The organism is Mycolicibacterium brisbanense (genome assembly GCF_001570425.1).
Classification (GTDB): Bacteria; Actinomycetota; Actinomycetes; order Mycobacteriales; family Mycobacteriaceae; genus Mycobacterium; species Mycobacterium brisbanense.
Window position 1 is genome coordinate 1 of sequence record NZ_BCSX01000051.1, and the last position, 24,647, is coordinate 24,647.

Sequence of the window (24,647 nt, forward strand, 5' to 3'; positions counted from 1 at the left end):
ACTCGTCGAACACCGCCAGGACCGTTTCCCGGTCCATCACCGCGTTCGCAAGCATGTTCGAATTCTACCGCCACCACCCGACACCCCAACCAGTTATCCACAACCCGCACTTCATCCACAGATCCAGCTGCACAACACAATTGGCGTTCGCGGCGCGGTATCCTGGCGGCAGACAACAAGGCGGGCAACAGGCCAGACGTATCGGCCTTTCACGTCTGACAGCTGGGACACCAATAGGTCACGCGATCACCGCTGCTGTCTGTCTCGATGAGTGTGCCGCATCGCCGGCAGGGCGCGCCGGCTCGGCCGTACACCCACAGTTGGCGGCCGTTCCTGGTGTCGCCGGTCGTGGTCCGATTCCAGCGGGACCTGTTGAGCCACAGCATGTCCCGTGCTCGCTGCACCACCCGCAGTGGATCGTTCAGCGCGCTGACGGGGGTGGTGGGGCGACGACCGAACACGAAGCAGAGCTCGTTGCAATACACATTGCCGACGCCTGCCATCACCCGCTGATCGAGCAAGGTCTGAGCGAGCGCCCGGTCCGGGTCGGCCGTGAGATTGGTGGCCGCGGTGCGCGGATCCCAGTCCGGCCCGAGCAAGTCCGGTCCCAGGTGCGCGACGGCATCCATGTCGCGGTCGCGGTCGAGTACTTCCAGCACGCCGAGGTCGATACCCGTTGCTCGGCTGTCATTGGTTTCCAACACAATTCGGATGCGGTGCGGGGCGCCGGAGCTCTTCCACCCGACCCGCCAGCTGCCTTCCATCTTCAAATGCGAGTGGATGCTTGCCGTGCCGACCCGGATGAACAGATGCTTCCCCCGGCTGACGACTTCGTCGACGACGTCGCCGCTCAGATCGACCGCGGCATATTGCGGAACACGGATATCGCAGCGGGTCAACGTCTTTCCCGCCAGCGCGTTGCGCAGAACCGCGGCGGTGTGAAAAACGGTGTCGCCTTCGGGCATCTCCTTATTGAACAGCTCTCTACCCGTGGCTTCAACATTCCCGCTGCTGGAGCCGCCTGAGGAGTCGGTCGTGTAGCCCCCGGGCTAGCCGTATTCTTGCGAGGCGTATCGCGATCTCATGGCATGGATTTCCTCACCGCAATCGAAGGCCGCGCGGAGTCCGGCTGAAGCCGGCGCCTGTCAGCGCGTCTTGCACGACGCTGCGTGCGTCATCGGCGCTGGGGTCGAGCACTGCCGTCCCGTTGACCCGTTCCACGAGCAGTGACGGCACCCGGCCGGAGCTGACCAGATCGGCCAGGGCGGCTGCGGCGGCCCGCTGTGCATCGGCGTCAGAGCCGAAGCTGAGCAGCGACTTGCCGCCACGCTCCAGGAACCACACGAGCTGCCCGTCGACCAGCGCCACCAACGCGCCCGCTTTACGGCCAGGCCGGTGGCCGGATTCGCCGTCATCGGGCCAGCTCAGCGCGGCGCCATAGGGATTCGCAGGGTCCGTGGCGGCGAGCACCACCGCGTGATACTCGGGCCGTTGCGGGTCGACACTGTCCAGATAGGACCGCAGCCGGTCAACGGTCGACGCCGCGGCGAACTGTGCGCCACCGAGCGATTCGACGAAATATCCACGTTGACACCGCCCGGCGTCCTCGAATGCGCTGAGCACCTTGTAGAGGGTGGCGAAGCCGCCTGGCACCCCTTCGGCGTTGACTGCACCCTTGGTCAGCACGCCGTGCCGGCTGAGCAGAAGTTCGGCCTGGAAATGTGCGCGCACTGTCGAGTCGGGTTCGGGGCCGGGCAGTGCCGACCAACGTCCGGACACGGTCGGATCGGCGGCGCGGGCCTGCGGCCGGGCCACGCTGTAACGGCTCAGCCGTGGCGGTCTCTGCCGCTGCCGGTGCGCGGGGGTGCCGGTGCGGCGCGGGCCCGCCAGCACCGCCCGCACGGGAGCGAATGTGTCGCCGGTGACCCACCCGGCCCAGATGAGTTCCCACAGGGCGGTTTTGAGCTCATCTGCGGGCAGTCCGTCGGCGAGCTGACGGAAGAAATAAGCTCCGCCGCCGCCCAAGGTCTCCATGATGGCCCGGTGGGTGTCGGTGAACTCGATCTCGGTGGGCGCGGCCAACGTCAACGGCACGGTGTCGGCCTGATGGAACGCGATCCAGCCGTCACCTCCACCGATCTGCCCGACGCCCGACCACGTGATCTCACCGGAGGCCAGCAGCTCGTCGAGCATGGCCGGCTGGTAGTCGCGCACGCGCTGGCCGAACACCAGCGACTCCACTGCCGAGGCCGGTACGGGCACCCCCGCGAGCTGATCGATCACTGCGGCCAGCCCGTCGATGCCGCTGCTGTGCGACGACCCCACATGCTGCCAGGACGGCAGGAACCTCGCGTACGCCGCGGTGGACACCGGTTCCACCTGGGCCCGCAGCGCCGCCAGTGACCGCCGGCGCAGGATCTTGAGCACCTCGGCGTCGCACCACTGGTCTCCAGGCAGGTCCGCGACGAACTCGCCGCGCACCATGCGCCCGTCCACGGCCATGCGGCCCAGCACGTCGGCGGTCACGCGCAGCCCGAGTCCGAATCGCGTCGCCGCGTCGGCCGTGGTGAAGGGACCACGGGTGCGGGCGTAGCGACCGAGCAGATCCCCGAGCGGATCGGGGACGGATTCGGTGAATGCGGCGGGCACGCCGATCGGAACCGGCACCCCCACGCCATCACGAAGCAGGCCGATGTCCTCGACCGCCACCCACCACGTCTGCCCGGCGAAGCTGACCGGCAGCGCCCGCTTGGCGGCGTGCAGACCGTCGAGCCAACCCCCGATCGTCTCCACCGTGCAGCGTTGGGCGATCTCTTCCTCGGTGAGCGGGCCGAGTAGCCGCAGCAGATCGGCCACACCTTCGGCATCGCGGGCGGCCCGTTCGGGGGTCAGGTGTTGCAGCTGGGCGGCGGTCGACGCGATCACCGCGGGGTCGAGCAGCTCCCGCAGTTCCACGCGGCCCAACAGCTCCGACAACAGCACGGTGTCCAGGGCCAGTGCCGCGGCGCGTCGTTCGGCCAGCGGGCTGTCGCCTTCGTACATGAATGCGCCGACGTAACCGAACAACAGCGACGCGGCGAACGGCGAGGGTGTCGCGGTCTCCACGTCGACCACCCGCAGCCGGCGCTGGGCGACCTTGCGCATGAGCTCGATCAGCGCCGGCACGTCGTAGACGTCCTGCAGGCATTCCCGGACCGCTTCCAGCACGATCGGGAAGTCGGGGTACTTGCGTGCGATGTCGAGCAGCTGTGCGGCGCGCTGACGTTGATGCCACAGCGGTGAGCGTTTCCCTGGATGCCGACGGGGCAGCAGCAGGGCCCGGGCGGCGCATTCCCGGAATCGGGATGCGAACAGCGCAGACCCGCCCACCTCGGCGGTGACGATGGATTCGATCTCGTCGGCATCGAAGACGAAAAGATCGGCGCCTGGCGGGTTTTCACCTCCGTCGGGCAAGCGGACGATGATGCCGTCATCCGATGCGGTGGGCTTCTCGTCGATGCCGTACCGTTCCCGCAACCGGCGGCCGACCGCCAGTGCGAGCGGGCCGTGCACCCGCAGCCCGTACGGCGAGTGCAGGATCACGCGCCAGTCGCCGAGCTCGTCGCGGAATCGCTCGACCAATAGGGCGGTGTCGCTGGGGACGATGCCGGTGGCCTCCCGCTGCTCGCGCAACAGCTGGTGCAGATTGTCGGTGGCATACCCGGCGAAACCCATTGCCAGGCAACGTTCGTCGAACGTGGCGCGGTCCAGTGCGGCGAGCTCACCGGTGAACGCACCGACGGCCGCCCCCAGCTCGGCCGGCCGGCCCACACTGTCGCCGCGCCAGAACGGCAGCCGCGCGGGCTGCCCTGGCGCAGGGATGACCAGCACCCGGTCGTGGGTGATCTCGGTGATCCGCCAGCTGGTGGCGCCCAACGAGATGACGTCGCCGGGGCGCGACTCGTAGACCATCTCCTCGTCGAGTTCGCCTACCCGGGAAGGTTTTTCGGAATCGGTGGCCAGGTAGACGGTGAACAGCCCTCGGTCGGGGATGGCCCCGCCGGAGGTGACCGCCAGCCGTTGCGCACCGGGACGCGCGGTCAGCGTGCCGGCGTCGCGGTCGTAGACCAAGCGCGGCCGCAGCTCGGCGAATTCGGTCGACGGGTATTTACCGGACAGCAGGTCCAGCGTCGCTTCGAAGGCGCTGCGCGGCAGCGTGGCGAATGGTGCGCTGCGCCGTACCGCGTCGAACCAGCCTTCGACGTCGAGTGGTTCGAGCGCAGCCGCCGCCACGGTGTGCTGCGCCAGCACGTCGAGCGGATTGGCGGGCACCTTCATGGTCTCGATCTCGCCGGCCCGCATGCGCTGCACCGTCACCGCGCAGCCGATCAGATCCGTGCGGTGCTTGGGGAAGAGCACGCCCTGGGAAATCTCGCCGACCTGGTGCCCGGCGCGACCGATACGCTGCAGTCCGCTTGCCACCGAGGGCGGCGCCTCGACCTGGATGACCAGGTCCACCGCACCCATGTCGATGCCCAGTTCGAGGCTCGAGGTGGCGACGACGGCACGCAGCCTGCCGCTCTTCAGATCGTCTTCGACCTGAGCGCGCTGCTCCTTGCTGACCGACCCGTGGTGGGCCTTGGCCAAGAGGGCCGGTGCGCCGTTGGCTTGACCGCTGGCCATCAGCTGGGCGGGGGCGCCTCCGCCCACCTGCGAGTTATGGGCGAGCGCAAGTTCAATACCCGCACGTTCGGCGTGAATTTCGTTGAGCCGCGAGGTGAGTCGCTCCGCGAGGCGGCGGGAATTGGCGAACACGATCGAGGAGCGGTGCGCCTCGATGAGATCGACGATGCGTTCCTCGACGTCCGGCCAGATGCTGTTGTTGGCGAGATTGGCCATGTCAGGCACAGGGACCTGCACCGTCAAATCGAACGTCTTGCTGGCAGGGGGAGCCACGATGGTGGTCGGTGCGGGCCCCGACAGGAACCGGGCCACTTCCTCGGGCGGACGAACCGTTGCCGACAGCCCGATCCGCTGGGCGGGCCGGTCCAGCAGCTGGTCCAGTCGTTCAAGGGACAGCGCCAGGTGCGCGCCGCGTTTGGTGGCCGCGACAGCGTGCACTTCGTCGACGATGACGGTCTGCACGGTGGCCAGCGTTCCCCGGGCCGCCGAGGTGAGCATCAGGAAGAGCGACTCGGGGGTGGTTATCAGGATGTCGGGTGGTTTGGTGATGAGAGCGCGCCGCTGGTTGGGTGGGGTATCCCCGGAGCGCAGGCCGACGCTGATGGACGGTGCGGGCAGGCCTTGGCGTTCGGCGACGCGGGTGATGCCGGTCAGCGGTGTGCGCAGGTTGCGCTCGACGTCGACGGCCAAGGCCTTCAGGGGCGACACGTAGAGCACGCGCGTGCCCGTGCCTGCGGCGCCGGCCTGCTGTTCGAAGGCCAGCCGGTCGATCGCCCACAGAAACGCAGCCAGCGTCTTGCCCGACCCCGTCGGCGCGATGACCAGGGTGTTGTCCCCCTTCGCGATGGCAGCCCACGCTTGCGCCTGCGCGGCTGTGGGCTCCGGAAAGGCGGTCGCGAACCACTCCCGGGTCAGCGCGCTGAACCGGGCCAGTGGATCGGGTGGGGCCATCCGTCCATACTGCCGCGTGGCACCGACAAGTGGCCGCAGCGTGCGGCCGCTAGCGGTGCTCGGGAGCGGCGGCGCAGACCAGCTCGGCGGGCAGCCCGGGCACCCGGCCCACGGCGTCGAGCAGGGCGTGTGCACACGTGTCGGCGACGAATCCGGCGTCGACCGACGGATCGAGCAGGCGTTGGCGGCACATCTCGAACGTGAACGCCAGCCAGCCGTAGATGGTGGCCCGGAGGTCGCGTTCCAGCTTCGCGTCCAAGGGCTGAGACGCCGCCTCGGCGATGCGGCCCATGATCCGGTTTGCTTGCCGGTCGTTGTCGATGTCGTCGATGCCCCGCAGCACCGGATCGGCTCGTCCCATGCCCATGTAGGCGGCCCACGCGCCGTGCGGATGTTCCTCGTCGTAGCGCAGATAGGCCATGACGCCGGCGCGCAACTGACCGAACAGGCTTTCGCCGGGCTCGGGCGCGGTGTTGGTGGCGGCGAACAAGCGCTCGCCCTCGGCGCGCACAACGGCAGCGAAGAACGCCCGCTTGTCGGGGAAGTAGTGATACATCAGCGCCCGCGACACCCCGGCGCGCTCGGCGATCTCGTCGATGCGGACTTCGTCGTAGGGCCGCTGACCGAACACTTCGGCTCCCAACGCCAACAGCTCACTGCGCCGATCGGCGGGGGAGAGACGTCGTCTCGCCTCGGCTCCCACCCGGCCAGCTTAACTTCACTTGATTCGTCGGGGACGCAAGGACGGGGCCGGCGACGTCGCAAAGCGACAGTTCGCGCCGGCCCCGATTTGCGCGGGCTAAGTGCGGCCCGTCTGAAGACGTGCCGGAGGCGACCGTTGGGTGGCCCACACATTTGCGGCGCGCCGTCGAGTCGGTTGAGCGTCCACTGAGTCGAATGACAAGTCCGACAGACCCTTTCGGTATCGATCGGTGAGCACTCTGAGGCGAGCTCGCACGGTCCGCGCGACGGGCAACTCCATGTACGACGCTGCAGCCCGGGCCCACCGTTCGTCGGCCATGAGGCGCATCCACTCAGCCTCCACAATCGCTGCCGCCTCATCGATCACGTCAGAAGGCTCGAACCCGACGGCTGTGGTCTCATACATCTCGCACCCCCCTCTCGCTCAGAGCTCGTTGTCGCACAACGTGTTACGTCACTGGCCGCAATCCGACTACGGCGCCGGGACGGGCGCGGGTGCACATCCCACGCGCCCACCCCGGCTCGATAACTGCCGCGCGGTCCACATTGAGAGCGGGCCACGATCAGTGGCGGTGCGTGCGCATCGGGCGCGTCAGCCGCTGTCTTCTCGTCGCAATCGGTGTGGACGGCACGGCGTTACCGAAGATCTGTACTACTGCGGAGCTGTCGATGTTTGATATCCCGGAGTTGACGCATCACCTCCTCGCGCTGACGGTCGGGCGTGGGATCGCAGGGCCGCGGCCGGGGTCGGTGCCGGGCGACAGTGCCGCGGCCCTGGCGTTCTCAGGCGTTGATCGCCGTCTGGTGACCGTCGCGGCTGATCGCGATGCGCCGCGGCTTCGCCTTCTCGGCGACCGGAATGGTCAACCGCAGCACGCCGTCGTGGTAGCCGGCCTCGATCTTGTCCGCGTCGAGATTCTCGCCGAGGAACACCTGGCGGGTGAAGACGCCCCGCGGTCTCTCGGCGCTGAGCATTTCGCGGTCTTTATCCACGTCGGGGCGCTCAGCGCGCACGGTCAGCACATCGCGTTCGACGTCCAGCTGTAGCGAGTTCGCCTGCACCCCTGGCAGATCGAATTCGATGATGAACCGGTCGCCGTCTCGCCAGGCGTCCATCGGCATGATTGCCGGCCGGGCCGCGGTGCCCAATACCTGCTGAGTCAGTCGGTCCAGATCGCGGAATGGATCTGTGCGCATCAACATCATGGTTCACCTCCCAGTGGCGGAAGATAATCTATGTAAGTCGATATAGCTTTGTGATACCACTCCATGCATGTGTACGCAAGGGTCTGCGGAGAAATTTTTGACCGTAGTTCCACCAAGGCTTGGTGAACAATCGACCACATTTTGCATTAGCTCAGGCTTGGAAAATCTATGGCCAAGCGCATAGCCTTGTTGTATCGGCGGGTCCGCCTTTGCTGGGATGGACATCATCGGGTGAGGAGATTTGGTGGTCGAGAACGGAGACAGGGTGTGACCGGGGAACATAAGGCGTCGCGGTCGGCGCGCGGCGTCTATGGCATCTCGGTTGCTGCCGAGCTGTCGGGGATCGGACCGCAGACGCTACGCCTGTACGAACGTTCCGGGCTGCTCAGCCCAGCACGCACCGCCGGGGGGACCCGTCGCTACAGTGACGACGACATCGAGCAATTGCGGCGGATCACCGAGCTGGTCGAACAGGGCGTCAACCTGGCAGGGATCGCTCAGATCCTGCACTTGCAGGACAAGAACAGCCAACTGGAGTCCGACAACAGCAAGCTGGAAGCGCGCAACGCGGCGCTCGAAGCAGGACAACCATCTCAGCTGCAGCAGGACCAGGCACCGCACCACCGCAGCCGCCGCGACGCTCGACGCAATCCCGGCATCTCCAAACACCCGGCCCGATAGGGCGAAGCCGCCGCCGGCGACGTCGATCGAATTGGCGTCGGCCGCACAACGTTTCCCGGTGTCCCGCTGTTCGATCGTGCTACCGCGTGACCGCGCCGCGGCGGCAGCGAACGCCAGACATTGCCGCCGCGAGGTCTGGGTGCTTAGCATGGACAAAGCCCCTCGACAGGCCCACTCATGCAATGGTTCACCGCACCCGAATACTGGTTGGCCAGACAGGTGTTGCAGCGGGGGATCGCGGCGATCTACCTGATCGCGTTCGTCGCGGCCGCTCGGCAATTCCGTGCGCTCATCGGTGAGCGGGGCATGCTGCCGGTTCCCCGGTACCTCGCCCGCACCCCGTTCCGCGCCGCGCCGAGCATCTTCCAACTCCATTACTCCGACCGGTTTTTCGCGCTGATCTGCTGGGTGGGCGCGCTGTTGTCGGCAGCGCTTCTCGCCGGTGGCGGCGATCTGGCGCCGGTGTGGGCGGCCATGCTGGTGTGGTTGCTGATCTGGGTGCTCTATCTGTCGATCGTGAACGTCGGGCAGACGTGGTACTCGTTCGGCTGGGAGTCGCTGCTGCTCGAAGCCGGGTTTCTGGTGATGTTCCTGGGCAACGACGACATCGCACCTCCTGCGCTGGTGCTGTGGCTGGCGCGGTGGCTGGTGTTCCGGGTCGAGTTCGGTGCCGGCCTGATCAAGATTCGCGGTGACAGCTGCTGGCGCACATTGACGTGCCTGTACTACCACCATGAGACGCAACCCATTCCGGGTCCGCTCAGTTGGTACTTTCACCATCTGCCCAAGCCGCTGCACCGCGTCGAAGCCGCGGGCAACCACATATCTCAGCTGGTGGTGCCGTTCCTGCTGTTCGCGCCGCAGCCGGTCGCGGGTGCCGCAGGCGTCGTCGTGGTGGTGACGCAGCTGTGGCTGGTGCTGTCCGGGAACTTCGCCTGGCTCAACTGGGTGACGATCGTACTGGCGTGCAGTGCCATTCCGGATCGCTTCGTGGGGGTCGGATCGCCGGCACTGCCCGATCCGCCGGTCTGGTTCGTCGGTGTGGTCGTCGCATTCACCGTGGCGGTGGTCGTCCTCAGTTACCGTCCGGTGCGCAACCTGCTGTCGCACCGACAGCGAATGAACGCCTCCTTCAACCGATATCACTTGGTCAACACCTACGGAGCGTTCGGCGTCGTCGGCCGCACCCGAGACGAGGTGGTGATCGAAGGCACCGCCGACACCCGGCTGACCGAACACACGGTGTGGCTGGAATACGAATTCAAGGGCAAGCCGGGCGATGTGCGTCGCCGGCCCCCGCAGATCGCGCCCTACCATCTGCGCCTGGACTGGTTAATGTGGTTTGTCGCGATATCCCCGGCGTATGCCAGAGATTGGCTGCCCGCCTTTCTGCGGCTGTTGCTCGACAACGACGCCGACACCGTTCGACTGTTGCGGCGCAACCCGTTTCCCGATTCACCCCCGCACTTTGTGCGCGCGCGGCTCTACCGGTACCGCTTCAGTAGTTGGCACGAGCTTCGGCACGAGCACATCTGGTGGCATCGCACGCTGCTCGGTGAATACGTCCCGCCTGTCGCGCGCCGCGCCCCGCACGGCCAGACCACGGGTGGATGAAGGCGCGTCACGAGAAGCTCACGACCAGATCAGCAGGTCCTGCCCGCCGCTGTGGTACACGACGCTGGTCGGTGGCGGGCCGGAGACATCGAAATACACCGCCCCCGTTGCGGAGTCACCCTGACTCAGCGGGGACGGCGCCAAAGCAGGCGGGCTGGGCGCCTTGTCCAGCGCGGAGTAGTTGTGTCCGTCGTCGGTGCGCGCGGTGAAGTTCGACACGGCCGGGATGGTTTCGCCATGAACCGCGGTCGCCGTCGCGACCGCCTTCCACAACTGGCCGGTGACCGGAAACGGCATCGGGTCGTCGCTGGGCTCAAGGCTGCCGACTCTCCACTGCGTGGCCACTGTCGCGTCGGCGTTGCACAGGGGTTGCTCACTGCCGAACTTGCTCATGGTCGGGTAGGCGGACGCAGGAGCCGGCGTGAACACCCCCGCAACTGTCGTGGCCAGCGTTTCCGCCGCGGTCACGGCCGCCTTGCGTAGATCCATGAGGTTGCCTCTTCCTGCCGCTGTGGCGGCCACCGCTGTGGGTCGCATGCTGCCCCTTGCGCTACCCACTATCGGCGTCGGCTAACCGTCGGCGCCTACGTGCCGCGCAGTGTCCGCTGGTAGCGACGCATACCCGAGATCCACCGGTCGTAGTCGCTGCCCTTGTGGCGGTACATGTCCAACACTTCCGGGTGCGGCAGCACCAGGAACCGGTCGGCGCGAATGGCGTCCACGGTGGCCGCCGCCACCTGTTCGGGCGTGATCACCGCACCGGAACGCACCACGGCTTCGGCACTGGCGTGGGTGTCGGGATCGGATGCCGTGCGCACCGCGTTGAGCAGCGGGGTGTCCACGCCCAGCGGGCAGACACAACTCACTCCCACGCCATCGTCGCCGTAGGTGATCGCCAGCCATTCGGCGAACCCGACGGCCGCGTGTTTGGTGACGGTGTAGCCGGCGGCGCCGATCTGTGACAGGAGCCCGGCCGCCGAGGCGACCGAGACGAAGTAGCCGGTTCCGCGGGACACCCACTGGGGCACAACGATGTTCGCTGCCCGGATGTGTGCGCGCAGATTGACGTCGAGGATGACGTCCCAATCCGCGTCGCCGCCCAGCCCCGGCGCCCCCATGATCCCGGCGTTGGCGACATAGATGTCGACCGGCCCGAACTCACTTTCCGCCAGGCTGACCAAGTTCTCGATGTCTGCGGTGACGGCGGCGTCGGCCCGGGCCGCCAGCGCCGCACGGCCGGAACCGGCGATGAGCTCTGCGGTCTCCGAGGCCCCCGGATGATCGATGTCGGCGACCACCACGCGAGCACCGGCCGCACTCAGCGCCTGTGCCAACGCCCGCCCGATGCCAGAGCCGGCGCCGGTGACTATCGCTACCCCGTCTTCGATGTGCATCCCATCTGCTTACCGGACTTTCTGCCGGAATGGGTTGTCTGCAGGGATCTCGACGAGGTCGCGCAGCGACCATCCGGCCAACACCACGACGATCACCTCAGAGATCAGGCTGATCAACGCGTGCGGAGCCGGTTGTAGGCCGTACTCGACGAAACCGAACAGGCCCGTCGAGCGGGACAGTCCGAATGCGCCGATCGCGCCGACCGCGCCAACCAGGGCGGCCAGCCGCAGCCAAGCCGGTCCGCCCACCGCGATCAGGACTGCCAGCGCCGCGAAAACCGATGACAGGACGAGAAATCCGGGTCCGATCGCGGGGATGTGTTGGTAGCCGTGCAAGTACAGATAGGCGTGACTGGCGGCGCTGGCCAGCAGCGCGGCGGCGATCCCCAGGTTGACGGCAACTTTGGCGACGGCATTGTCCGAACTCATTGCAGCTTCTCCTCTTTGAGCGCCAGTGCGGTGTTTCCTTTGGTGTAGGTCACTTCTCGGATACCCAGGGCGTCCTGCAGCCGACCGGCGGGCAGCGTCAGCGGTTTGGGTGCCGGGCCGTCGCCGGGATGCGGCAGCGGGTACGCCGTGGTGGTCCCACTGTAGAACGTCACATTGCCCTCAGTTTTCGAGAACAGTTGGTGGACATGGCCGTTGAGGCATGTCACCGACGAGAACCGGCGCAGGTAGCTCAGTGCCTGGGTCGCATCGTCGGTGCCCCAGCCCCACTCCGGGTACATCGCGAACAACGGTATGTGGCTGAACACCACGATCGGGGTGTCAGCCGACAACGAGGCGACGTCCTTCTCGACGAACTCGAGCTGGTCGGGTCCGAGGTGGCCGAGCTTCTTGAGGTTGAGCGTGTTGACCAGACCGATGACATGCACGCCCGCGACGTCGAAGCTGTACCAGCCGTCGCCGCGAGTGCCCGCTCCGAACACCGACCGGTATTTCTGGCCGGCGTCGTCGACGGAATCGTGTTCCCCGGGCACGGTGAAGACATGCGGGGTCTTGAGGCCCTGCATCATCTGTTTGACCTGGTCGAACTGAGCCGGCGTGGCCAGATGCGTCAGGTCGCCGGTGTGGATGACGAAATCCGGTGTGTAGCCGAGCCCGTTGATCTGGTCGATGGCCCGGCCGAACGAGCCGACGACGTCGGTGTTGGCGCTGCCGGTGAACCCGATGTGGCTGTCACTGACCTGGGCGAAGCGCAGCGTCGGTCGGGCGATGTTGGCTGTGGGAGCGGCGGCGGCGTGTGAGAGCACCTCACCGCCGACGACGGCGAGCCCGACCGCGGCGCCGAACCAGGCGCCGTGCCGGATCAGTTGCCGACGGGTCATGCCCTGTGGGTCGGCGTTTGTGTCCTGCTGGCTGGTCATGGCGTCACCACCACCGAGCCGTGCATGAACGGATGGATGCTGCAGATGTAGTCATAGTTGCCTGCGTTCGTGAAGGTGTACGTGTAGGTGGCATTGGCGTCCATGCCGGGGGAGTGGAACGAGCCGTCATTGGCGGCGATCGTGTGCGGTTCCTCGTCGTGGTTGGTCCACGTGACGCTGTCGCCGCGGTGCACCGTCAGGGTGGCGGGTACGAATGCGAAGTTGTTGATGCTGACCGCCGTACCCGACACCGGTGCCGACGGTGTGTCGGCCGTTGTCCCTGCGGTGGCCGCGGGTGCCTGCGGATTCATCGGCGCCATGCCCTGCATCGGGGCCATACCGACCGAGGTGCCGCCATTGGGCCCGAAGTTGACCGTCGGCGGCGCTGACGGCTGGGGCGCCGACGGCGTATTCGAGCACGCCGCCAGTGCGGTGGTCGCCGTCATCACCGCGGCGGCGACGACGGCGCTTGTTCGGGATCGTCGGAACATGACGGAACCTCCGGTTGGAAAGCGGTGCAGAACGGTCACCACGAGATAGCGCGCCGGGTTACACGTGGGGAGCCGCGGTTGTTTTCCGCTCGCAGACACCGAGCCGGGTGGATGCTTGAGGGATGTGGTGCGCGGTCGTGTGTAACCCGCCGTCCTACCTAGGTGTGCGGAGCTACCGCACGACGAAAGGCAGGAGGCCGGTGACGGCGCAGAAGACGTTGCAGGGGCACCCGGAGAAGCTCGATGTCGGCCCAACGTGACCGGCCCGAGCTGCGGTTGGTGCCGGAGGCCTGTTATCCGAGCTGGGAAGCGGTGTATGACGACAACGTGACGTGGGTGTACCGGATGCTGTACGCCCGGCTGGGCAGCCGGGCCGATGCCGAGGACCTCACCTCAGAGGTGTTTCTGGCGGCGTTGCGGCCGCTGCGGTTGTCGGCGAGCGTTGCCGAGGCCCGGTCATATCTGCGCGCGACCGCCAGAACGGTCCTGGCAGCGCATTGGCGGGCCACCATGGGGCGGGAGATCACCGCCATCGACGACATCGCCGCCGTGGAAGCGTCCCCGGACGACGAGACGGTCAGCACAGCGCCGCAACGCGTGGCCAGCGTGCTGGCCCAACTGCCGCCGCAATACCGGCGGGTGCTGGAATTGCGCTTCCTGCAGGGACGTTCGGTCCGGGAGTCGGCGAACGACATGGGGGTCAGCGTCGCCAACGCAAAGGTCCTGCAACACCGGGCGCTGCGGCTGGCAGCTCAGATCAACGAGGGAGGGACACCGTGACCAGGCGCGGGGTACGCAAATACGTCGACGATCTACTCGCGGGCCGCCGACCGGAATCTTTCCCCGCCGACGACTTCGAAGCTGCCCAGATCCGTACCGCGATCGAGTTGCGGGCCGCCCGGCCCGGCGCCGACGAGCCTCGGCCCGAGTTCGTGGACGACCTCAAGAACCGTATCGCCCAACAGCTTTCCCGTGAGCAGGCGGATGAACCGGCCCAGGCCGGGCGGGGCCCGTCGGCCACGCGTCGCCAGGTCATCGTCGGTACCGCCGCGGCGGCCACCGCTGCCGTGGCCGCCGTGTCCATCGACCACGTGGTGACCGGTAGGAGTACCCCGGCCGAGCCACACGAGGCCGAGAGTTCCGAACTCGTTCCCAACGACGGCGCATGGCTGCCGGTGGCGAAAAGCGCAGAGCTGAACGAGGGGTCGGTTCTGCCGTTCGATCTGGGGACCGTGTCGGGATTCGTGCGCCGGGCCGCCGGGGGCCGCGTGGAGGCGGTGTCAGGGGTGTGCACGCATCAGGGATGCAAGTTGTGGTTCGACGACTCTGCCGACAGCCTGCGGTGCCCGTGTCACGTCACGTCGTTCTCACCCGCCGGGCAGGTGCTCACGCACCAGTTGCCGATTGCACCGAAACCGCTGCCGCACTTCGATGTTCGGGAGCATGACGGTGTCATCGAGGTGTTGGCGCCCGCACCTCCGGCCCAGCCGGCGTGAGGACGGTGTAACCGTCGCGCATATCGATTGGTGAGGCACGGATGCAGGAGGTCCGGAGATGAACAGATCGATATGCACCCTGGCGGTGGCCGCGTTCGGCGCGGTGGGTTTGGCCGGGGTGGCCGTGGCCGCACCGACCGGTGGCATGAAGGCCCCGGATGTGGTGCGGGACTTGACCGAAGCCGGCTACTCCGTTCAGGTCAACGGCGCCAACGGGGTGCCGCTGTCGCAGTGCACGGTGACCGGGGTGCACGGGGTGCCGTCCGGCACCCAGGCCACCGCGCAGCGGTTCACGACCGTCTACGTCGACGTGGAGTGTGAACCCGAAGGTTGACCTGGCGCTAGCCGAAATGCACGCCCTGGGCCAGGGGAAGCTCTGACGAATAGTTGACGGTGTTGGTAGCGCGGCGCATATAGGCCTTCCAGGCGTCCGATCCGGATTCCCGGCCGCCGCCCGTCTGCTTCTCGCCGCCGAATGCGCCGCCGATCTCGGCGCCGGACGTACCGATGTTCACGTTGGCGATACCGCAGTCCGATCCGTCGGCAGCCAGGAACCGCTCGGCCTCACGCACGTCGGTGGTGAAGATGGCCGATGAAAGGCCTTGCGGCACCTCGTTGTTCAAGGCGATCGCCTCGTCGAGTGTGTCGTAGGTCAGCACGTAGAGAATCGGCGCGAACGTTTCGTTGTGCACCACGGCGGTCTGGGCCGGCATGCGTACCACTGCGGGCGCCACATAGAACGCGCCCTCCTCGCGTCCGGAGGAATCCCCCATGTCGTGACGCTTGCCACCGAACACCTCACCGCCGTCGGCGCGGGCCTGGTCCAGCGCGCCGACCATGTCGCGGTAGGCGCGTGCGTGGATGAGCGGGCCCACGAGCGTGCCGTCGGCTCCCGGCGCGCCGATCGGCAGGCTCCGGTAGGCCGCGACGATCCGCGACACCAATTCGTCGGCGACGCTTCTGTGCGCGATCAGCCGGCGCAGTGTGGTGCAGCGTTGCCCTGCCGTGCCAGCGGCCGAGAAGACGATGGCACGTACCGCCAGGTCGAGATCGGCCGACGGCGTGACCACCGCCGCGTTGTTGCCACCCAGCTCCAGTAGCACCTTGCCGAACCGGGCCGCCACCCGCGGGCCGACCTCACGACCCATCCGCACCGAGCCGGTTGCGCTGAGCAGCGCCACCCGCGGGTCGTCGACGAGACGCTCGCCCAGCTCTCGGCCGCCGATCACCAGCCGGCATACGGACCCGGTGACGCCCACATCTGAGGCGGCCCGTTCGATCAGCGCCTGGCAGGCGATGGCGGTCAGTGGGGTCAGCTCCGAAGGCTTCCACACCACGGTGTCGCCACACACCAGCGCGACCGCGGTGTTCCATGCCCACACCGCGACGGGGAAGTTGAACGCGGTGATGACGCCGACGACGCCGAGTGGGTGCCAGGTCTCCATGAGTCGGTGTCCCGGCCGCTCGGAGGCAATGGTGCGCCCGTAGAGCTGCCGGGACAGTCCCACGGCGAACTGGCAGATGTCGATCATCTCTTGCACCTCGCCGAGGGCCTCTGAGACGATCTTGCCTGCTTCTATGGTGACCAGCGCCGCCAGCGCGGCCTTGTGTTCGACGAGCAGTTCACCGAGCCGAGCCACGAGCGCGCCACGTACCGGTGCCGGTGTGGTTCGCCACGTCGAAAAGGCCTGGGCAGCTTCAGCTATGGCCGCGTCGAGTTGTTCGGGCGTGTGCTCGGCGACGGTGAACAGCACATCCCCGGTGATCGGCGTGCTGGCGGGCACGCCGGCCGGATGGGCTCCGGGAGGGCCCAACGTGACCGTTGCGCCAATGGACTCGAAGGCCTCACGCACCTGTCGGCGCAGGTCGTCGGCGGTGGGCAACTGCGTGCGTTCGGTCGTGGTCATCGTGCGCCTTTCTGATGTGCCCGGAATCGGATCGGGGTCAAGGGGTTACAGTTCGGGCCATGGGTGAACCGGACGAACAACCTCTGGATGGGATCGACCGGATCCTGGTTCGTGAGCTCGTGGCCGACGGCCGGGCCACGCTGGCGCATCTGGCCTCGGTCGCCGGGCTGTCGGTGTCGGCGGTGCAGGCACGGGTGCGGCGGCTGGAGGCCCGCGGTGTGGTGACCGGGTATTCGGTGCGGCTGAACCACGAGGCGCTGGGCAACATGCTGTCGGCGTTCGTGGCCATCACTCCTCTCGATCCCTCTCAACCCGATGATGCGCCCGCCCGCTTGGAGAGCATCCCCGAAATCGAATCGTGCCACTCGGTCGCTGGTGAGGAGAGCTACATCCTGCAGGTGCGGGTCGCATCAGCGCGGGCGCTGGAGGACCTGTTGCAGCGGATCAGGACAGCGGCCAATGTACGCACCCGGAGTACCGTAATCCTGCAGACATTTTACACCGGAAGAAACTACATTCCGTAACTATTCCTGCTGTCAACCCGCCCAGGCGTAAAAATCGCGCTAAAGTGGGCGCCATGACTGCTGTGCTGACATCTATCACGCCCGGCCGTGTGCGCGAAGTGCTCGCTCGCAGCATCCTGACCGACGGCTACGACTTCGTGCTGGACCTCGACCGGTCGGTCGGTTCGTATCTGGTGGACGCCACCACCGGTGAGCGCTACCTCGACATGTTCACGTTCTTCGCGTCGTCGGCGCTGGGGATGAACCATCCGGCCCTGGCCGACGACGCGACGTTCCACGCCGAGTTGTTGCAGGCAGCGTTGAACAAGCCGAGCAACTCCGACATCTACAGCGTCCCGATGGCACGCTTCGTCGACACGTTCCGCCGAGTTCTCGGCGACCCTGCCTTACCACACCTGTTCTTCGTCGACGGCGGCGCACTGGCCGTCGAAAACGCACTCAAGGTCGCGTTCGACTGGAAGAGCAGGCACAACGAGGCGCGCGGTATCGATCCGGCATTGGGCGGCAAGGTGTTACACCTGCGCGGAGCTTTTCACGGGCGCAGTGGTTACACGTTGTCGCTGACCAACACCGATCCCAACAAGGTGGCCCGCTTCCCGAAGTTCGACTGGCCGCGCATCGACGCGCCCTACCTCGGGCCGGGCGCAGACATGGACGAGGTGGAAGCCGAATCGTTGCGTCAGGCCAGGGCGGCGTTCGAGACGGCTCCACACGACATCGCGTGCTTCCTGGCCGAGCCGATCCAAGGGGAGGGCGGCGACCGGCATTTCCGGCCGCAATTCTTCGCCGCGATGCGAGATCTGTGCGACGAGTTCGACGCCCTGCTGATATTCGACGAGGTGCAGACGGGGTGCGGCATCACCGGAACCGCTTGGGCTTACCAGCAATTGGGAGTGACGCCCGACGTCGTGGCGTTCGGTAAGAAGACGCAGGTGTGTGGGGTCATGGCGGGCGGCCGCGCACGCGAGGAGCGAATTGAGGACGGCGCACGCGAGGAGCGAGCCAAGACACGTGTCGACGAGGTGGCCGACAACGTGTTCGCCGTCAGTTCGCGGATCAACTCCACGTGGGGCGGCAACCTGGCGGACATGGTCCGCTCGCGGCGCATCCTTGAGGTCATCGAGACCGACGGCCTGCTGGACCACGCCGCGTCGACAGGCCGGTATCTGCTCGGCCGGTTGCATGAGCTGGCACATGATTTCCCGGAGATCGTGCTCGATCCCCGCGGGCGCGGGCTGATGTGTGCGTTCAGCCTCCCGACACCCGCCGATCGGGATGCGCTGATCGCTCGACTGTGGGATCGGCACATCATCATGCTGCCGAGTGGTAGCCACAGTGTGCGGTTCCGGCCCGCATTGACAGTGTCACTCAGCGAAATCGACGCTGCTGTGGACGCGGTGCACGCGGCGATCCGTTAGCGGCTGCGTCGATCGGGACCACGGGTTAGCCGGAGCAGATTCTTTCAAGTAATCGCTCGAGGTCGACGGTATCGTTTACCGGGACAGTGACTGGCTGCACAAGGCTGGCTGGCATCCCAAATACCGGGTGCTCTGCGCGATCAGCTGAATCCGAGGACTCCCCAACCCTGATAGAACGAGGTGGGCCCAAACGGCTGAGATCCGCTATGCCAGCTACGACGGATAGGTCATGGTTGCCGGCCAGTCGCTCCGGGCGTCAATGTGAAACCTGAGCCCGTACGTAACTCGCGTACTCGGGCCCGAACACGAGCAGTGCGCGTGCAGCCTCGGCGGGCACCGTGAGATCCAAGCCCGTGTGATCACGAAATGCATTGAGACGATTGATGATCGTATTTCTGTGGCAAAACAGGCGCTCACCGGTCTGCTTAATTGAACCCGTCCGAATGTACTCAAATACGGTATCGAGGTCGCCAACCAACTGACGATTGGAGCGGCGGAGCGCCTGCAGGCTTGGGAGCGCATCTCGGAGCTGATATTCGGCGATGCCCGGCCACACCTCCGATTCCACGGCTAGCCGGCTACGTTCGTCTCCAGCGAACCGGGTAATGGTGCGGGCCAATTCGATTGCTGCGGGCACCGCGGCGAGCGTGTGGATATCGCCGACATACCCACCGCGGACTCCCGTCAGTTGGTCGAGCCAGTTTGACCCGACTGCTTGCTCGCGCACGAATACGGTCACGTCGTCGTAATCCCAACTGACAGTGCGCCCACGCTGTTCGGCGCACTGTGTGAGCCGGCGGGCAGCAGCCGCATCGGCGGAGACCAGGGCGGCAACTTCGAACACACTGTTGAAGCGGACTCCCAGCACTGCCGCCACCTCTCGCCCGACCCTGTCCACCTCAGGTCCTGCGTTCAGCAACCGTGAAAACGCCCGCCACGCCTCGGCGCGTGAGTCCTGCGCAAGAGCGGTCTCCTCTGCAAGAAAGGCGGCTTGGATGTCGCTGGCGTACCACTCAACTGCGGCGAAAAGTTCGTCGATATGCAGGACAAGGACCTCTGGCGATTGTTGGCCAGCACGGAGCATGCCCGCCCACAGCACGCGGAAGTCAAGCCGCACGGCTTCGAGCAAATGCTCGCGGGCAACGCCCTGGCGGGCCCGGCGCACTCCGACTCGAACGGGAAGATCGGACAGGTCTGATGGCAACGGAAGGCCTGCGAGCTGGCGGATGAGTAAGTCCATCGTATCGCCGGCGGTTCGGCGCAGGTCATCCTCTGACACGTGATAACCCGAGTAAAAGCCGGAACCGGATAGCTTTTCGATGAAATCGTCCACGAGTGCGGACCGGTCGGCGGCAAGCCGTTCCACGATGTCATCCCATGCCCCGACGTCGGTCTCGGCTCCGCTCACAGGGATACCGTAAGTCGCCATTGGAAGGCAGGTTGAGGCTTGTGCGAAATCACCTGAATTTGCCCCAACGGTAGCCTACAGCGGCGAACATACCGCGCCCGGATGGGCGTTTGCACATCGCGCGACAGATTCCGTGTGCTGATGCCTATTGTTTCGCCGCGAACACGGTCCGACAATTTGCTTCCTGATGTTAGTTCGAAGGAGAACGACTGTGAACGTGCGCAATTCGTCGAGAACGAGGTCGCGATGGTGGCAAACGGCGATACTCGTCTTTGACTTCCTAGTGCTACTTGCGCCGCCGTTGCACTGGTACTTCGGCAATGGGAAAGCCGTTACCGCAGTGGGATACTTCTTGGTCGCCAACCTCGTGGTTGTTGCGTCGCTGTTCGTGATGTACCGGCTGGTGCTGTCCGCTGGTGGCGAGGCCGACTCGTGAGCATGCTCGTCGGGTACGGAGCAGTCGCGGCATTTTTTGCCGTGGTTGTGATCGCCATGGAGAAGAGTCGTCATGACGGCACCACCTTGAGTGACTATGCGACCGGCGGTCGATCGTTCAGTGCATGGTTTGGCACCATGTCGTTTCTCAACACTTGGTTGGCCGGTTCGGTGTTCACCGCATTCGCCGGAGCATGCGCGGGCAGCGGTGTGGTCGGTCTGTACGCCATCTCCTACGGCCTGCTCGCAGTCGTGTTGATGTTCTTTCTCGGCAAGCCGGTGAATCGCTGGGGCGAGGTGCACGACCTTCGCACGCAGGCGGATCTGCTGGGCCTCCGGTACAACTCCGGCGCCGTGCGGATCATCGCAGCGTGCATCGGCACCGCAGCATCGATCCCGTGGATTGTTCTCGGCATGCAGTCGCTGTCGCTGGTCTTCTCCAAGCTGTCGTTCGGACGGGTCGACGCCTACGTCGCCCTATTCATTGGTGTGGCATTCATTGCGCTGCGGCAGGTCTGGACCGTCCGGTTCGGGACGTACGGGTTAGTCGTCAGCGATATGGTTCAGGGCCTCGTCGCATATGGCGTAGGGTTCCTGGCGATTCTCGGGATGCTCATGTGGCTTTTCCAGAACGACCACGGATTCGATTCTGTTGCACCGCAATTGCTGACCTTGCCCGGGCCGGGCAGCGAGCTCGGCCCCCTATATCTGTTCTCGATAATTGCCACGGGCGCGACCGGCGCATGGTGCTGGCCGGACATCTTCGTTCGGCTATTCAGCGTCAAGAGCCCGCGAGAGGTGCAGAAGTCGGCGCTGCAGGCCGCCCCCATCATGTTCCTGTTCTCCGCGGCCCTGTACACGATGGCGTTGCTTGCATCGAGTGTCCCCGGAGTATCTGATGCCCCAGACCATGTCTGGTTCACCATGGCCAGCGTGGTTGGAGGCGTCGGGTTGGTGTCGATCGCGGGTGTCTGCGTGGTCGCAGCGACGATGGGTAACGCGGGAGCCAACCTGCAGGCTGTCGGAACGCAAATAGTCAACGACGTCATCGATGTCGTGCAGGGCCGTCGCGACGACAGAGCGCGTAGCGCAAAGGTTGCCGTCGCTGTCGTGACCCTGGCATCTGCGGTCGCGGCAATCGCGACGGCCAAGATGACGTCAGGTCTGCTGAACGTGGCTTTGGTCTCGTATACAGCGATATGCCAGCTTGCGCCGACGATCTTGCTCGGCATTTTCTGGCGCCGGGGTACAGCATCCGCAGCTAGTGCCTCGATGCTGACGGGCATTGTCGTCGGAGCGGCTTTTGAGATCGCATACCCGATGTCCATTCCGTGGCTCGGCGGTCTCACCGCAGGGGTCGCTGGCCTGGTGGTCAATCTGGTTGTCTACGTGGGTGGGTCGCTGCTTTATCCGGCCGGTGCCGCAGAGCGCGGCCGTGTCGATGCGCTGTTCGACAGCCTCGACGCGACTGAAAGTACCGCGACCGTTTCGCATCTGGTGAGCGATGCCCATCCCTCTGCAAGGCGAAGGAGCCTCCTGTGACCACTTCCAGCGATCGCGCCGCCCAGTCGGCCAGTTTCCTGAAGGACTGGCGCACCCTCTGCACCATTGGTGAGACACCGGATGGAGGGGTCGACCGGCAGGCCGCCTCCGCCGCCGATGGGCAATCCCGCGCCTGGTTCAGCGCCTTGGCCGGCCAATATGGTTTTCGCATCGAACTCGATAAGATCGGCAATCTGTTCGCACTCGCCGAGTGGACTCCGGGCGCGCCGTATGTGGTCGTCGGTTCACACCTGGACAGTCAACCGACTGCCGGCAAGTACGACGGTGCATACGGCGTGGCCGCGGGCCTGCATGCCGCTAAACGCATCAACGATGAAGTTCAAAGTGGCGCTCCCGCACCACAATACAACCTAGCCGTCGTGGACTGGTTCAATGAGGAAGGTAGCCGTTTCGTACCCTCGATGATGGGCAGCTCGGTCTACACCGGCAAGCTTGCGCTGGAAACGGCGCTCGACGCCCGCGACACCAACGGGATCACCGTCCGGGAGGCGCTAGACCGCATCGGTCAGCGCGGAACGGGCGATGGGCCAAAAGCTGTGGCTGCAGCGGAGATTCACATTCAGCAGGGACGATCCATGGAGGAGTCGGGAATTACGATAGGTCTGGTACACGCTTGCTGGGCGGCGGCGAAGTACACAGTGACGGTGCATGGAGAACAGGCCCACAGCGGAGGCACCATCATCGCTGATCGGCGCGATGCACTGCTGGGCGCCTCGCATTTGGTGGTGTTTCTGCGTGAGCTCGCGAATTCATATCAAGGTGGCGCCCTGCGTACCTCGGTGGGTCAGCTCGATGTATACCCCAACTCGCCGGTCGTGGTGCCGAGCCGCGTCGAACTCCTGATGGATCTGCGAAGCGCCGACAACGCTGTGCTGGACGACGCCCGGAAACGACTGTGGTCCGAGATCGCCGACATCGAGAAGCGGGCCAGCGTGACCATCGAGGTAAACGAATCGCACAAGTGGGGCCTCTTGCCCTACCATCCAGCCGGCGTCGAGCTTGCCGGCGAATGCGCTGACGCGCTCGGCTTGACTCACGATAAGGTCCTCACGGTGGCAGGACATGACTCCATCAACCTGAAGGATCAGGTGCCCACTGTGATGTTGTTCGTGCCCAGCGTCGACGGCATTTCGCACAATGAGCAGGAGTACACCACCGACGAGGACATCTGTGCGGGCACCGACGTGTTGACTGCCGTAGTGCGCCGCCTCTGCGACGGTGAGCTGGATGGCGCAACGGTCGACGCTTCGGGCTATGCCCAATGACACGTGGCGGTGTTGGATCGTGCCGGTCCACACTCAATGTCGCTGTGTTGCAAGCGACGAGTCCGGTCGATCACGACGTCGACAACTTGACATATCTGTCGTCGCAGGTCGCCGCCGCACGCGACCTCGGCGCGCAGCTGTTGGTGACACCGGAGTTGTTTATCGCGAGCTATAACCCACCCGCCGTCCGTGACCGAGACGGCGCCGAACACCGGGAACAGATCGCAGCAATGGCCGATGAGTATGGGATCGGCATCGTGGCATCCACCGTGGAGCATGCTGGGACTGACCGCCACATCAGTGCGTCGTTGTTCGGCGTCGACGGCACAGAGATCACCCGCTACCGAAAGGTACATCTGTTCGGCGAGGCGGAGCGAGCGGCGTTCACCCCGGGTACGACGGCCCCGGAGATCGTGGAGTTCCTTGGGGTCCGCGTAGCTCTGGGAATCTGCTTCGATGTCGAATTTCCTGAGTTCGTGCGGGCAGCAGCGGTGGCGGGGGCCGAACTGCTGTGCATCCCGACGGCGGTACCGCTACGCGCGGCAGAAGGTTATGGCGCCAATCCATTCGACGCCCGTCTGGTCCCCGCGATGGTGGTTCCGACCCGGGCATTGGAGAGCCAACTCTTCATCGCCTACGCCAACCACGCCGGGCCGCAGTTTGCCGGCTTGAGTACGGTTGCCGATCCCTACGGCCGACGGCTGGCGATCGCGGACGGCGACAATTGCGACCTCATCGTCGCCGAAGTGTCCATGGCGACCCTCGACCAGGCTCGGCGCGATACCGACTACCTCGGCAGCGCGAGCATCACCGGGCGCCTCGGGTAGGCGTCTTGCTACCGCGTCGTCCAGCGGCCGCGCGTCGAACGCGCATATGAGCACGAGAATGCGGCCTCTGTCGGCGCCGACCAGCCGCGACGCAGGTTCGACAACCGTTGTGGATCTGGCGGGATTGCTGTCACGGCCGCCCTATTGCACGGTGGCCCGGCGGATCACCGATTTCAGTCGGGGAAGGTCGGCGCCGCCGACCAGTTCGCAGCCGTGCAGCTCGGCCAGTTTGCGTGCGGCCGGGGTGAATTCGTGATTGGTGACCACCATCGTCCTGGCGCAGTCCTGCATCGGGGCGCCCGCGACCACCTCCTGAACAGCGCCCGCGCCGACCGGGCGGGACTGCCGTTTGCATTGAACGGCAAGCCGATTGGGCCGGCGCCCGACGATGAGATCCACCCCCCAGTCTCCGCTGAGAGGGGTCATGATGACCGGGACACCGCAGGATCGGGCGACACGGGCCACGTAGTCCTCGAACTCCAGTCCGCTCATCTCGCCGGTCGTGTTCTCACGTTTGCCCGGAGTGCTCGCACCTGCCACGACGGCGATCACGAAGCGAGGCGCGACAGCGAGTGCGAGCGGCAGGGCCACTCCTGCCCCGACGCTCACGCCCGGGCCGAGGCCGTACAGGTGGAGCGCGGCGGCGCACGCCACCCCTGCCGCCAGATAGAGCTTGAACCTCAGCCGCCTCACGCACCGAACGCTAGCTGCGGACACCGACAGATCGACGCCGTTC

At 66.0% G+C, this 24,647-nt stretch carries 23 protein-coding genes; 11 read left to right on the top strand and 12 right to left on the bottom strand.

What is annotated here, in order from left to right; all coding sequences use genetic code 11:
- Positions 1–209: 209 nt before the first annotated feature.
- The 4 genes from nei2 to RMCB_RS28855 form a co-directional block, all read right to left on the bottom strand.
- A complete protein-coding gene (gene nei2 / locus RMCB_RS28835) occupies positions 210–965 on the bottom strand; it encodes an endonuclease VIII Nei2 (protein ID WP_062831489.1) in 756 nt (251 codons plus the stop codon).
- A 133-nt stretch (positions 966–1,098) separates the two neighbouring features.
- The gene (locus RMCB_RS28840) at positions 1,099–5,613 is read right to left on the bottom strand and encodes an ATP-dependent helicase (RefSeq protein WP_062831490.1); all 4,515 of its coding nucleotides are present in this window, start codon (positions 5,611–5,613) and stop codon (positions 1,099–1,101) included.
- A gap of 49 nt (positions 5,614–5,662) precedes the next feature.
- The gene (locus tag RMCB_RS28845) at positions 5,663–6,316 is read right to left on the bottom strand and encodes a TetR/AcrR family transcriptional regulator (RefSeq protein ID WP_062831491.1); all 654 of its coding nucleotides are present in this window, start codon (positions 6,314–6,316) and stop codon (positions 5,663–5,665) included.
- Between the two features lie 782 nt (positions 6,317–7,098).
- Positions 7,099–7,521, bottom strand: coding sequence for an Hsp20/alpha crystallin family protein (locus tag RMCB_RS28855; RefSeq protein ID WP_276064413.1), 423 nt, complete (start codon positions 7,519–7,521; stop codon positions 7,099–7,101).
- 267 nt (positions 7,522–7,788) lie between these two features.
- Between RMCB_RS28855 and RMCB_RS28860 the strand changes: the two genes are divergently transcribed.
- Both RMCB_RS28860 and RMCB_RS28865 read left to right on the top strand, forming a co-directional pair.
- Positions 7,789–8,202: a heat shock protein transcriptional repressor HspR gene (locus tag RMCB_RS28860; protein WP_029370552.1), complete on the top strand. Its 414-nt coding sequence runs from the start codon at positions 7,789–7,791 to the stop codon at positions 8,200–8,202.
- Between the two features lie 177 nt (positions 8,203–8,379).
- Positions 8,380–9,816, top strand: coding sequence for a lipase maturation factor family protein (locus tag RMCB_RS28865; RefSeq protein WP_062831493.1), 1,437 nt, complete (start codon positions 8,380–8,382; stop codon positions 9,814–9,816).
- An 18-nt stretch (positions 9,817–9,834) separates the two neighbouring features.
- Here the strand turns inward: RMCB_RS28865 and RMCB_RS28870 are convergent, their stop codons facing one another.
- From RMCB_RS28870 to RMCB_RS28890, 5 genes are read right to left on the bottom strand one after another with little or no spacing between them, the layout of a single operon-like run.
- Positions 9,835–10,353: a DUF1942 domain-containing protein gene (locus tag RMCB_RS28870; protein WP_084388636.1), complete on the bottom strand. Its 519-nt coding sequence runs from the start codon at positions 10,351–10,353 to the stop codon at positions 9,835–9,837.
- A 47-nt stretch (positions 10,354–10,400) separates the two neighbouring features.
- Entirely contained in the window at positions 10,401–11,210 is an 810-nt protein-coding gene (locus RMCB_RS28875; RefSeq protein WP_062831495.1) for an SDR family oxidoreductase, read from the bottom strand.
- Between the two features lie 9 nt (positions 11,211–11,219).
- Positions 11,220–11,639 (bottom strand): hypothetical protein, encoded by a 420-nt coding sequence (locus RMCB_RS28880; protein WP_051243909.1) that lies wholly within the window; start codon positions 11,637–11,639, stop codon positions 11,220–11,222.
- Positions 11,636–12,577, bottom strand: a complete 942-nt coding sequence (locus RMCB_RS28885) for a metallophosphoesterase family protein (RefSeq protein ID WP_029370548.1) — start codon at positions 12,575–12,577, stop codon at positions 11,636–11,638. Before RMCB_RS28885 ends, RMCB_RS28880 begins: the two co-directional genes overlap by 4 nt.
- A complete protein-coding gene (locus RMCB_RS28890) occupies positions 12,574–13,068 on the bottom strand; it encodes a cupredoxin domain-containing protein (protein ID WP_407662148.1) in 495 nt (164 codons plus the stop codon). The genes RMCB_RS28885 and RMCB_RS28890 overlap by 4 nt, the downstream gene beginning before the upstream one ends.
- A gap of 243 nt (positions 13,069–13,311) precedes the next feature.
- Here RMCB_RS28890 and RMCB_RS28895 point away from each other — a divergent pair, with 243 nt between their 5' ends.
- The 3 genes from RMCB_RS28895 to RMCB_RS28905 are packed head-to-tail and all read left to right on the top strand — an operon-like array spanning position 13,312 to position 14,898.
- Positions 13,312–13,848, top strand: a complete 537-nt coding sequence (locus RMCB_RS28895) for an RNA polymerase sigma factor (RefSeq protein ID WP_062831496.1) — start codon at positions 13,312–13,314, stop codon at positions 13,846–13,848.
- A complete protein-coding gene (locus tag RMCB_RS28900; protein WP_062831497.1) occupies positions 13,845–14,564 on the top strand; it encodes a QcrA and Rieske domain-containing protein in 720 nt (239 codons plus the stop codon). Before RMCB_RS28895 ends, RMCB_RS28900 begins: the two co-directional genes overlap by 4 nt.
- A gap of 58 nt (positions 14,565–14,622) precedes the next feature.
- Complete coding sequence (locus RMCB_RS28905) at positions 14,623–14,898, top strand: hypothetical protein (RefSeq protein WP_029370544.1); 276 nt, start codon at positions 14,623–14,625, stop codon at positions 14,896–14,898.
- Between the two features lie 7 nt (positions 14,899–14,905).
- On the opposite strand, the gene amaB is transcribed toward RMCB_RS28905, so the two are convergent.
- Positions 14,906–16,471 (bottom strand): L-piperidine-6-carboxylate dehydrogenase, encoded by a 1,566-nt coding sequence (amaB, locus tag RMCB_RS28910; protein WP_062831498.1) that lies wholly within the window; start codon positions 16,469–16,471, stop codon positions 14,906–14,908.
- A 59-nt stretch (positions 16,472–16,530) separates the two neighbouring features.
- Between amaB and RMCB_RS28915 the strand changes: the two genes are divergently transcribed.
- Together RMCB_RS28915 and lat are read left to right on the top strand one after the other, a co-directional pair.
- Entirely contained in the window at positions 16,531–16,995 is a 465-nt protein-coding gene (locus tag RMCB_RS28915) for an Lrp/AsnC family transcriptional regulator (protein WP_029370542.1), read from the top strand.
- Positions 16,996–17,048: 53 nt separating this feature from the next.
- On the top strand, positions 17,049–18,413 hold the full coding sequence (lat, locus tag RMCB_RS28920) for an L-lysine 6-transaminase (RefSeq protein ID WP_062831667.1): 1,365 nt from the start codon (positions 17,049–17,051) through the stop codon (positions 18,411–18,413).
- A gap of 256 nt (positions 18,414–18,669) precedes the next feature.
- On the opposite strand, the gene RMCB_RS28925 is transcribed toward lat, so the two are convergent.
- Positions 18,670–19,821 (bottom strand): PucR family transcriptional regulator, encoded by a 1,152-nt coding sequence (locus RMCB_RS28925; protein WP_201028365.1) that lies wholly within the window; start codon positions 19,819–19,821, stop codon positions 18,670–18,672.
- A gap of 211 nt (positions 19,822–20,032) precedes the next feature.
- On the opposite strand from RMCB_RS28925, the gene RMCB_RS35905 reads away from it, so the two are divergent.
- The 4 genes from RMCB_RS35905 to RMCB_RS28940 are packed head-to-tail and all read left to right on the top strand — an operon-like array spanning position 20,033 to position 23,911.
- The gene (locus tag RMCB_RS35905) at positions 20,033–20,257 is read left to right on the top strand and encodes a hypothetical protein (RefSeq protein ID WP_131805589.1); all 225 of its coding nucleotides are present in this window, start codon (positions 20,033–20,035) and stop codon (positions 20,255–20,257) included.
- A gap of 2 nt (positions 20,258–20,259) precedes the next feature.
- Positions 20,260–21,798 carry a sodium:solute symporter family protein gene (locus RMCB_RS28930; protein WP_063979683.1) on the top strand — a complete coding sequence of 513 codons (1,539 nt, stop codon included), beginning with the start codon at positions 20,260–20,262 and terminating at the stop codon, positions 21,796–21,798.
- Complete coding sequence (locus RMCB_RS28935; protein WP_062831500.1) at positions 21,795–23,084, top strand: M20 family metallo-hydrolase; 1,290 nt, start codon at positions 21,795–21,797, stop codon at positions 23,082–23,084. The genes RMCB_RS28930 and RMCB_RS28935 overlap by 4 nt, the downstream gene beginning before the upstream one ends.
- Positions 23,085–23,128: 44 nt before the next feature.
- Positions 23,129–23,911 (top strand): nitrilase-related carbon-nitrogen hydrolase, encoded by a 783-nt coding sequence (locus RMCB_RS28940; RefSeq protein ID WP_201028366.1) that lies wholly within the window; start codon positions 23,129–23,131, stop codon positions 23,909–23,911.
- Between the two features lie 141 nt (positions 23,912–24,052).
- Here the strand turns inward: RMCB_RS28940 and RMCB_RS28945 are convergent, their stop codons facing one another.
- Positions 24,053–24,604 carry a restriction endonuclease gene (locus RMCB_RS28945; protein WP_062831502.1) on the bottom strand — a complete coding sequence of 184 codons (552 nt, stop codon included), beginning with the start codon at positions 24,602–24,604 and terminating at the stop codon, positions 24,053–24,055.
- Positions 24,605–24,647: the final 43 nt, after the last annotated feature.

What these genes read in the sequence shown, in the direction of transcription:
- nei2 (WP_062831489.1), bottom strand. Translation starts at nt 965, where the DNA reads ATGCCCGAAGGCGACACCGTTTTTCACACCGCCGCGGTTCTGCGCAAC.
- RMCB_RS28840 (WP_062831490.1), bottom strand. Translation starts at nt 5,613, where the DNA reads ATGGCCCCACCCGATCCACTGGCCCGGTTCAGCGCGCTGACCCGGGAG.
- RMCB_RS28855 (WP_276064413.1), bottom strand. Translation starts at nt 7,521, where the DNA reads ATGATGTTGATGCGCACAGATCCATTCCGCGATCTGGACCGACTGACT.
- RMCB_RS28865 (WP_062831493.1), top strand. Translation starts at nt 8,380, where the DNA reads ATGCAATGGTTCACCGCACCCGAATACTGGTTGGCCAGACAGGTGTTG.
- RMCB_RS28870 (WP_084388636.1), bottom strand. Translation starts at nt 10,353, where the DNA reads ATGCGACCCACAGCGGTGGCCGCCACAGCGGCAGGAAGAGGCAACCTC.
- RMCB_RS28875 (WP_062831495.1), bottom strand. Translation starts at nt 11,210, where the DNA reads ATGCACATCGAAGACGGGGTAGCGATAGTCACCGGCGCCGGCTCTGGC.
- RMCB_RS28880 (WP_051243909.1), bottom strand. Translation starts at nt 11,639, where the DNA reads ATGAGTTCGGACAATGCCGTCGCCAAAGTTGCCGTCAACCTGGGGATC.
- RMCB_RS28885 (WP_029370548.1), bottom strand. Translation starts at nt 12,577, where the DNA reads ATGACCAGCCAGCAGGACACAAACGCCGACCCACAGGGCATGACCCGT.
- RMCB_RS28890 (WP_407662148.1), bottom strand. Translation starts at nt 13,068, where the DNA reads ATGTTCCGACGATCCCGAACAAGCGCCGTCGTCGCCGCCGCGGTGATG.
- RMCB_RS28895 (WP_062831496.1), top strand. Translation starts at nt 13,312, where the DNA reads ATGTCGGCCCAACGTGACCGGCCCGAGCTGCGGTTGGTGCCGGAGGCC.
- RMCB_RS28905 (WP_029370544.1), top strand. Translation starts at nt 14,623, where the DNA reads ATGAACAGATCGATATGCACCCTGGCGGTGGCCGCGTTCGGCGCGGTG.
- amaB (WP_062831498.1), bottom strand. Translation starts at nt 16,471, where the DNA reads ATGACCACGACCGAACGCACGCAGTTGCCCACCGCCGACGACCTGCGC.
- RMCB_RS28915 (WP_029370542.1), top strand. Translation starts at nt 16,531, where the DNA reads ATGGGTGAACCGGACGAACAACCTCTGGATGGGATCGACCGGATCCTG.
- lat (WP_062831667.1), top strand. Translation starts at nt 17,049, where the DNA reads ATGACTGCTGTGCTGACATCTATCACGCCCGGCCGTGTGCGCGAAGTG.
- RMCB_RS28930 (WP_063979683.1), top strand. Translation starts at nt 20,260, where the DNA reads ATGCTCGTCGGGTACGGAGCAGTCGCGGCATTTTTTGCCGTGGTTGTG.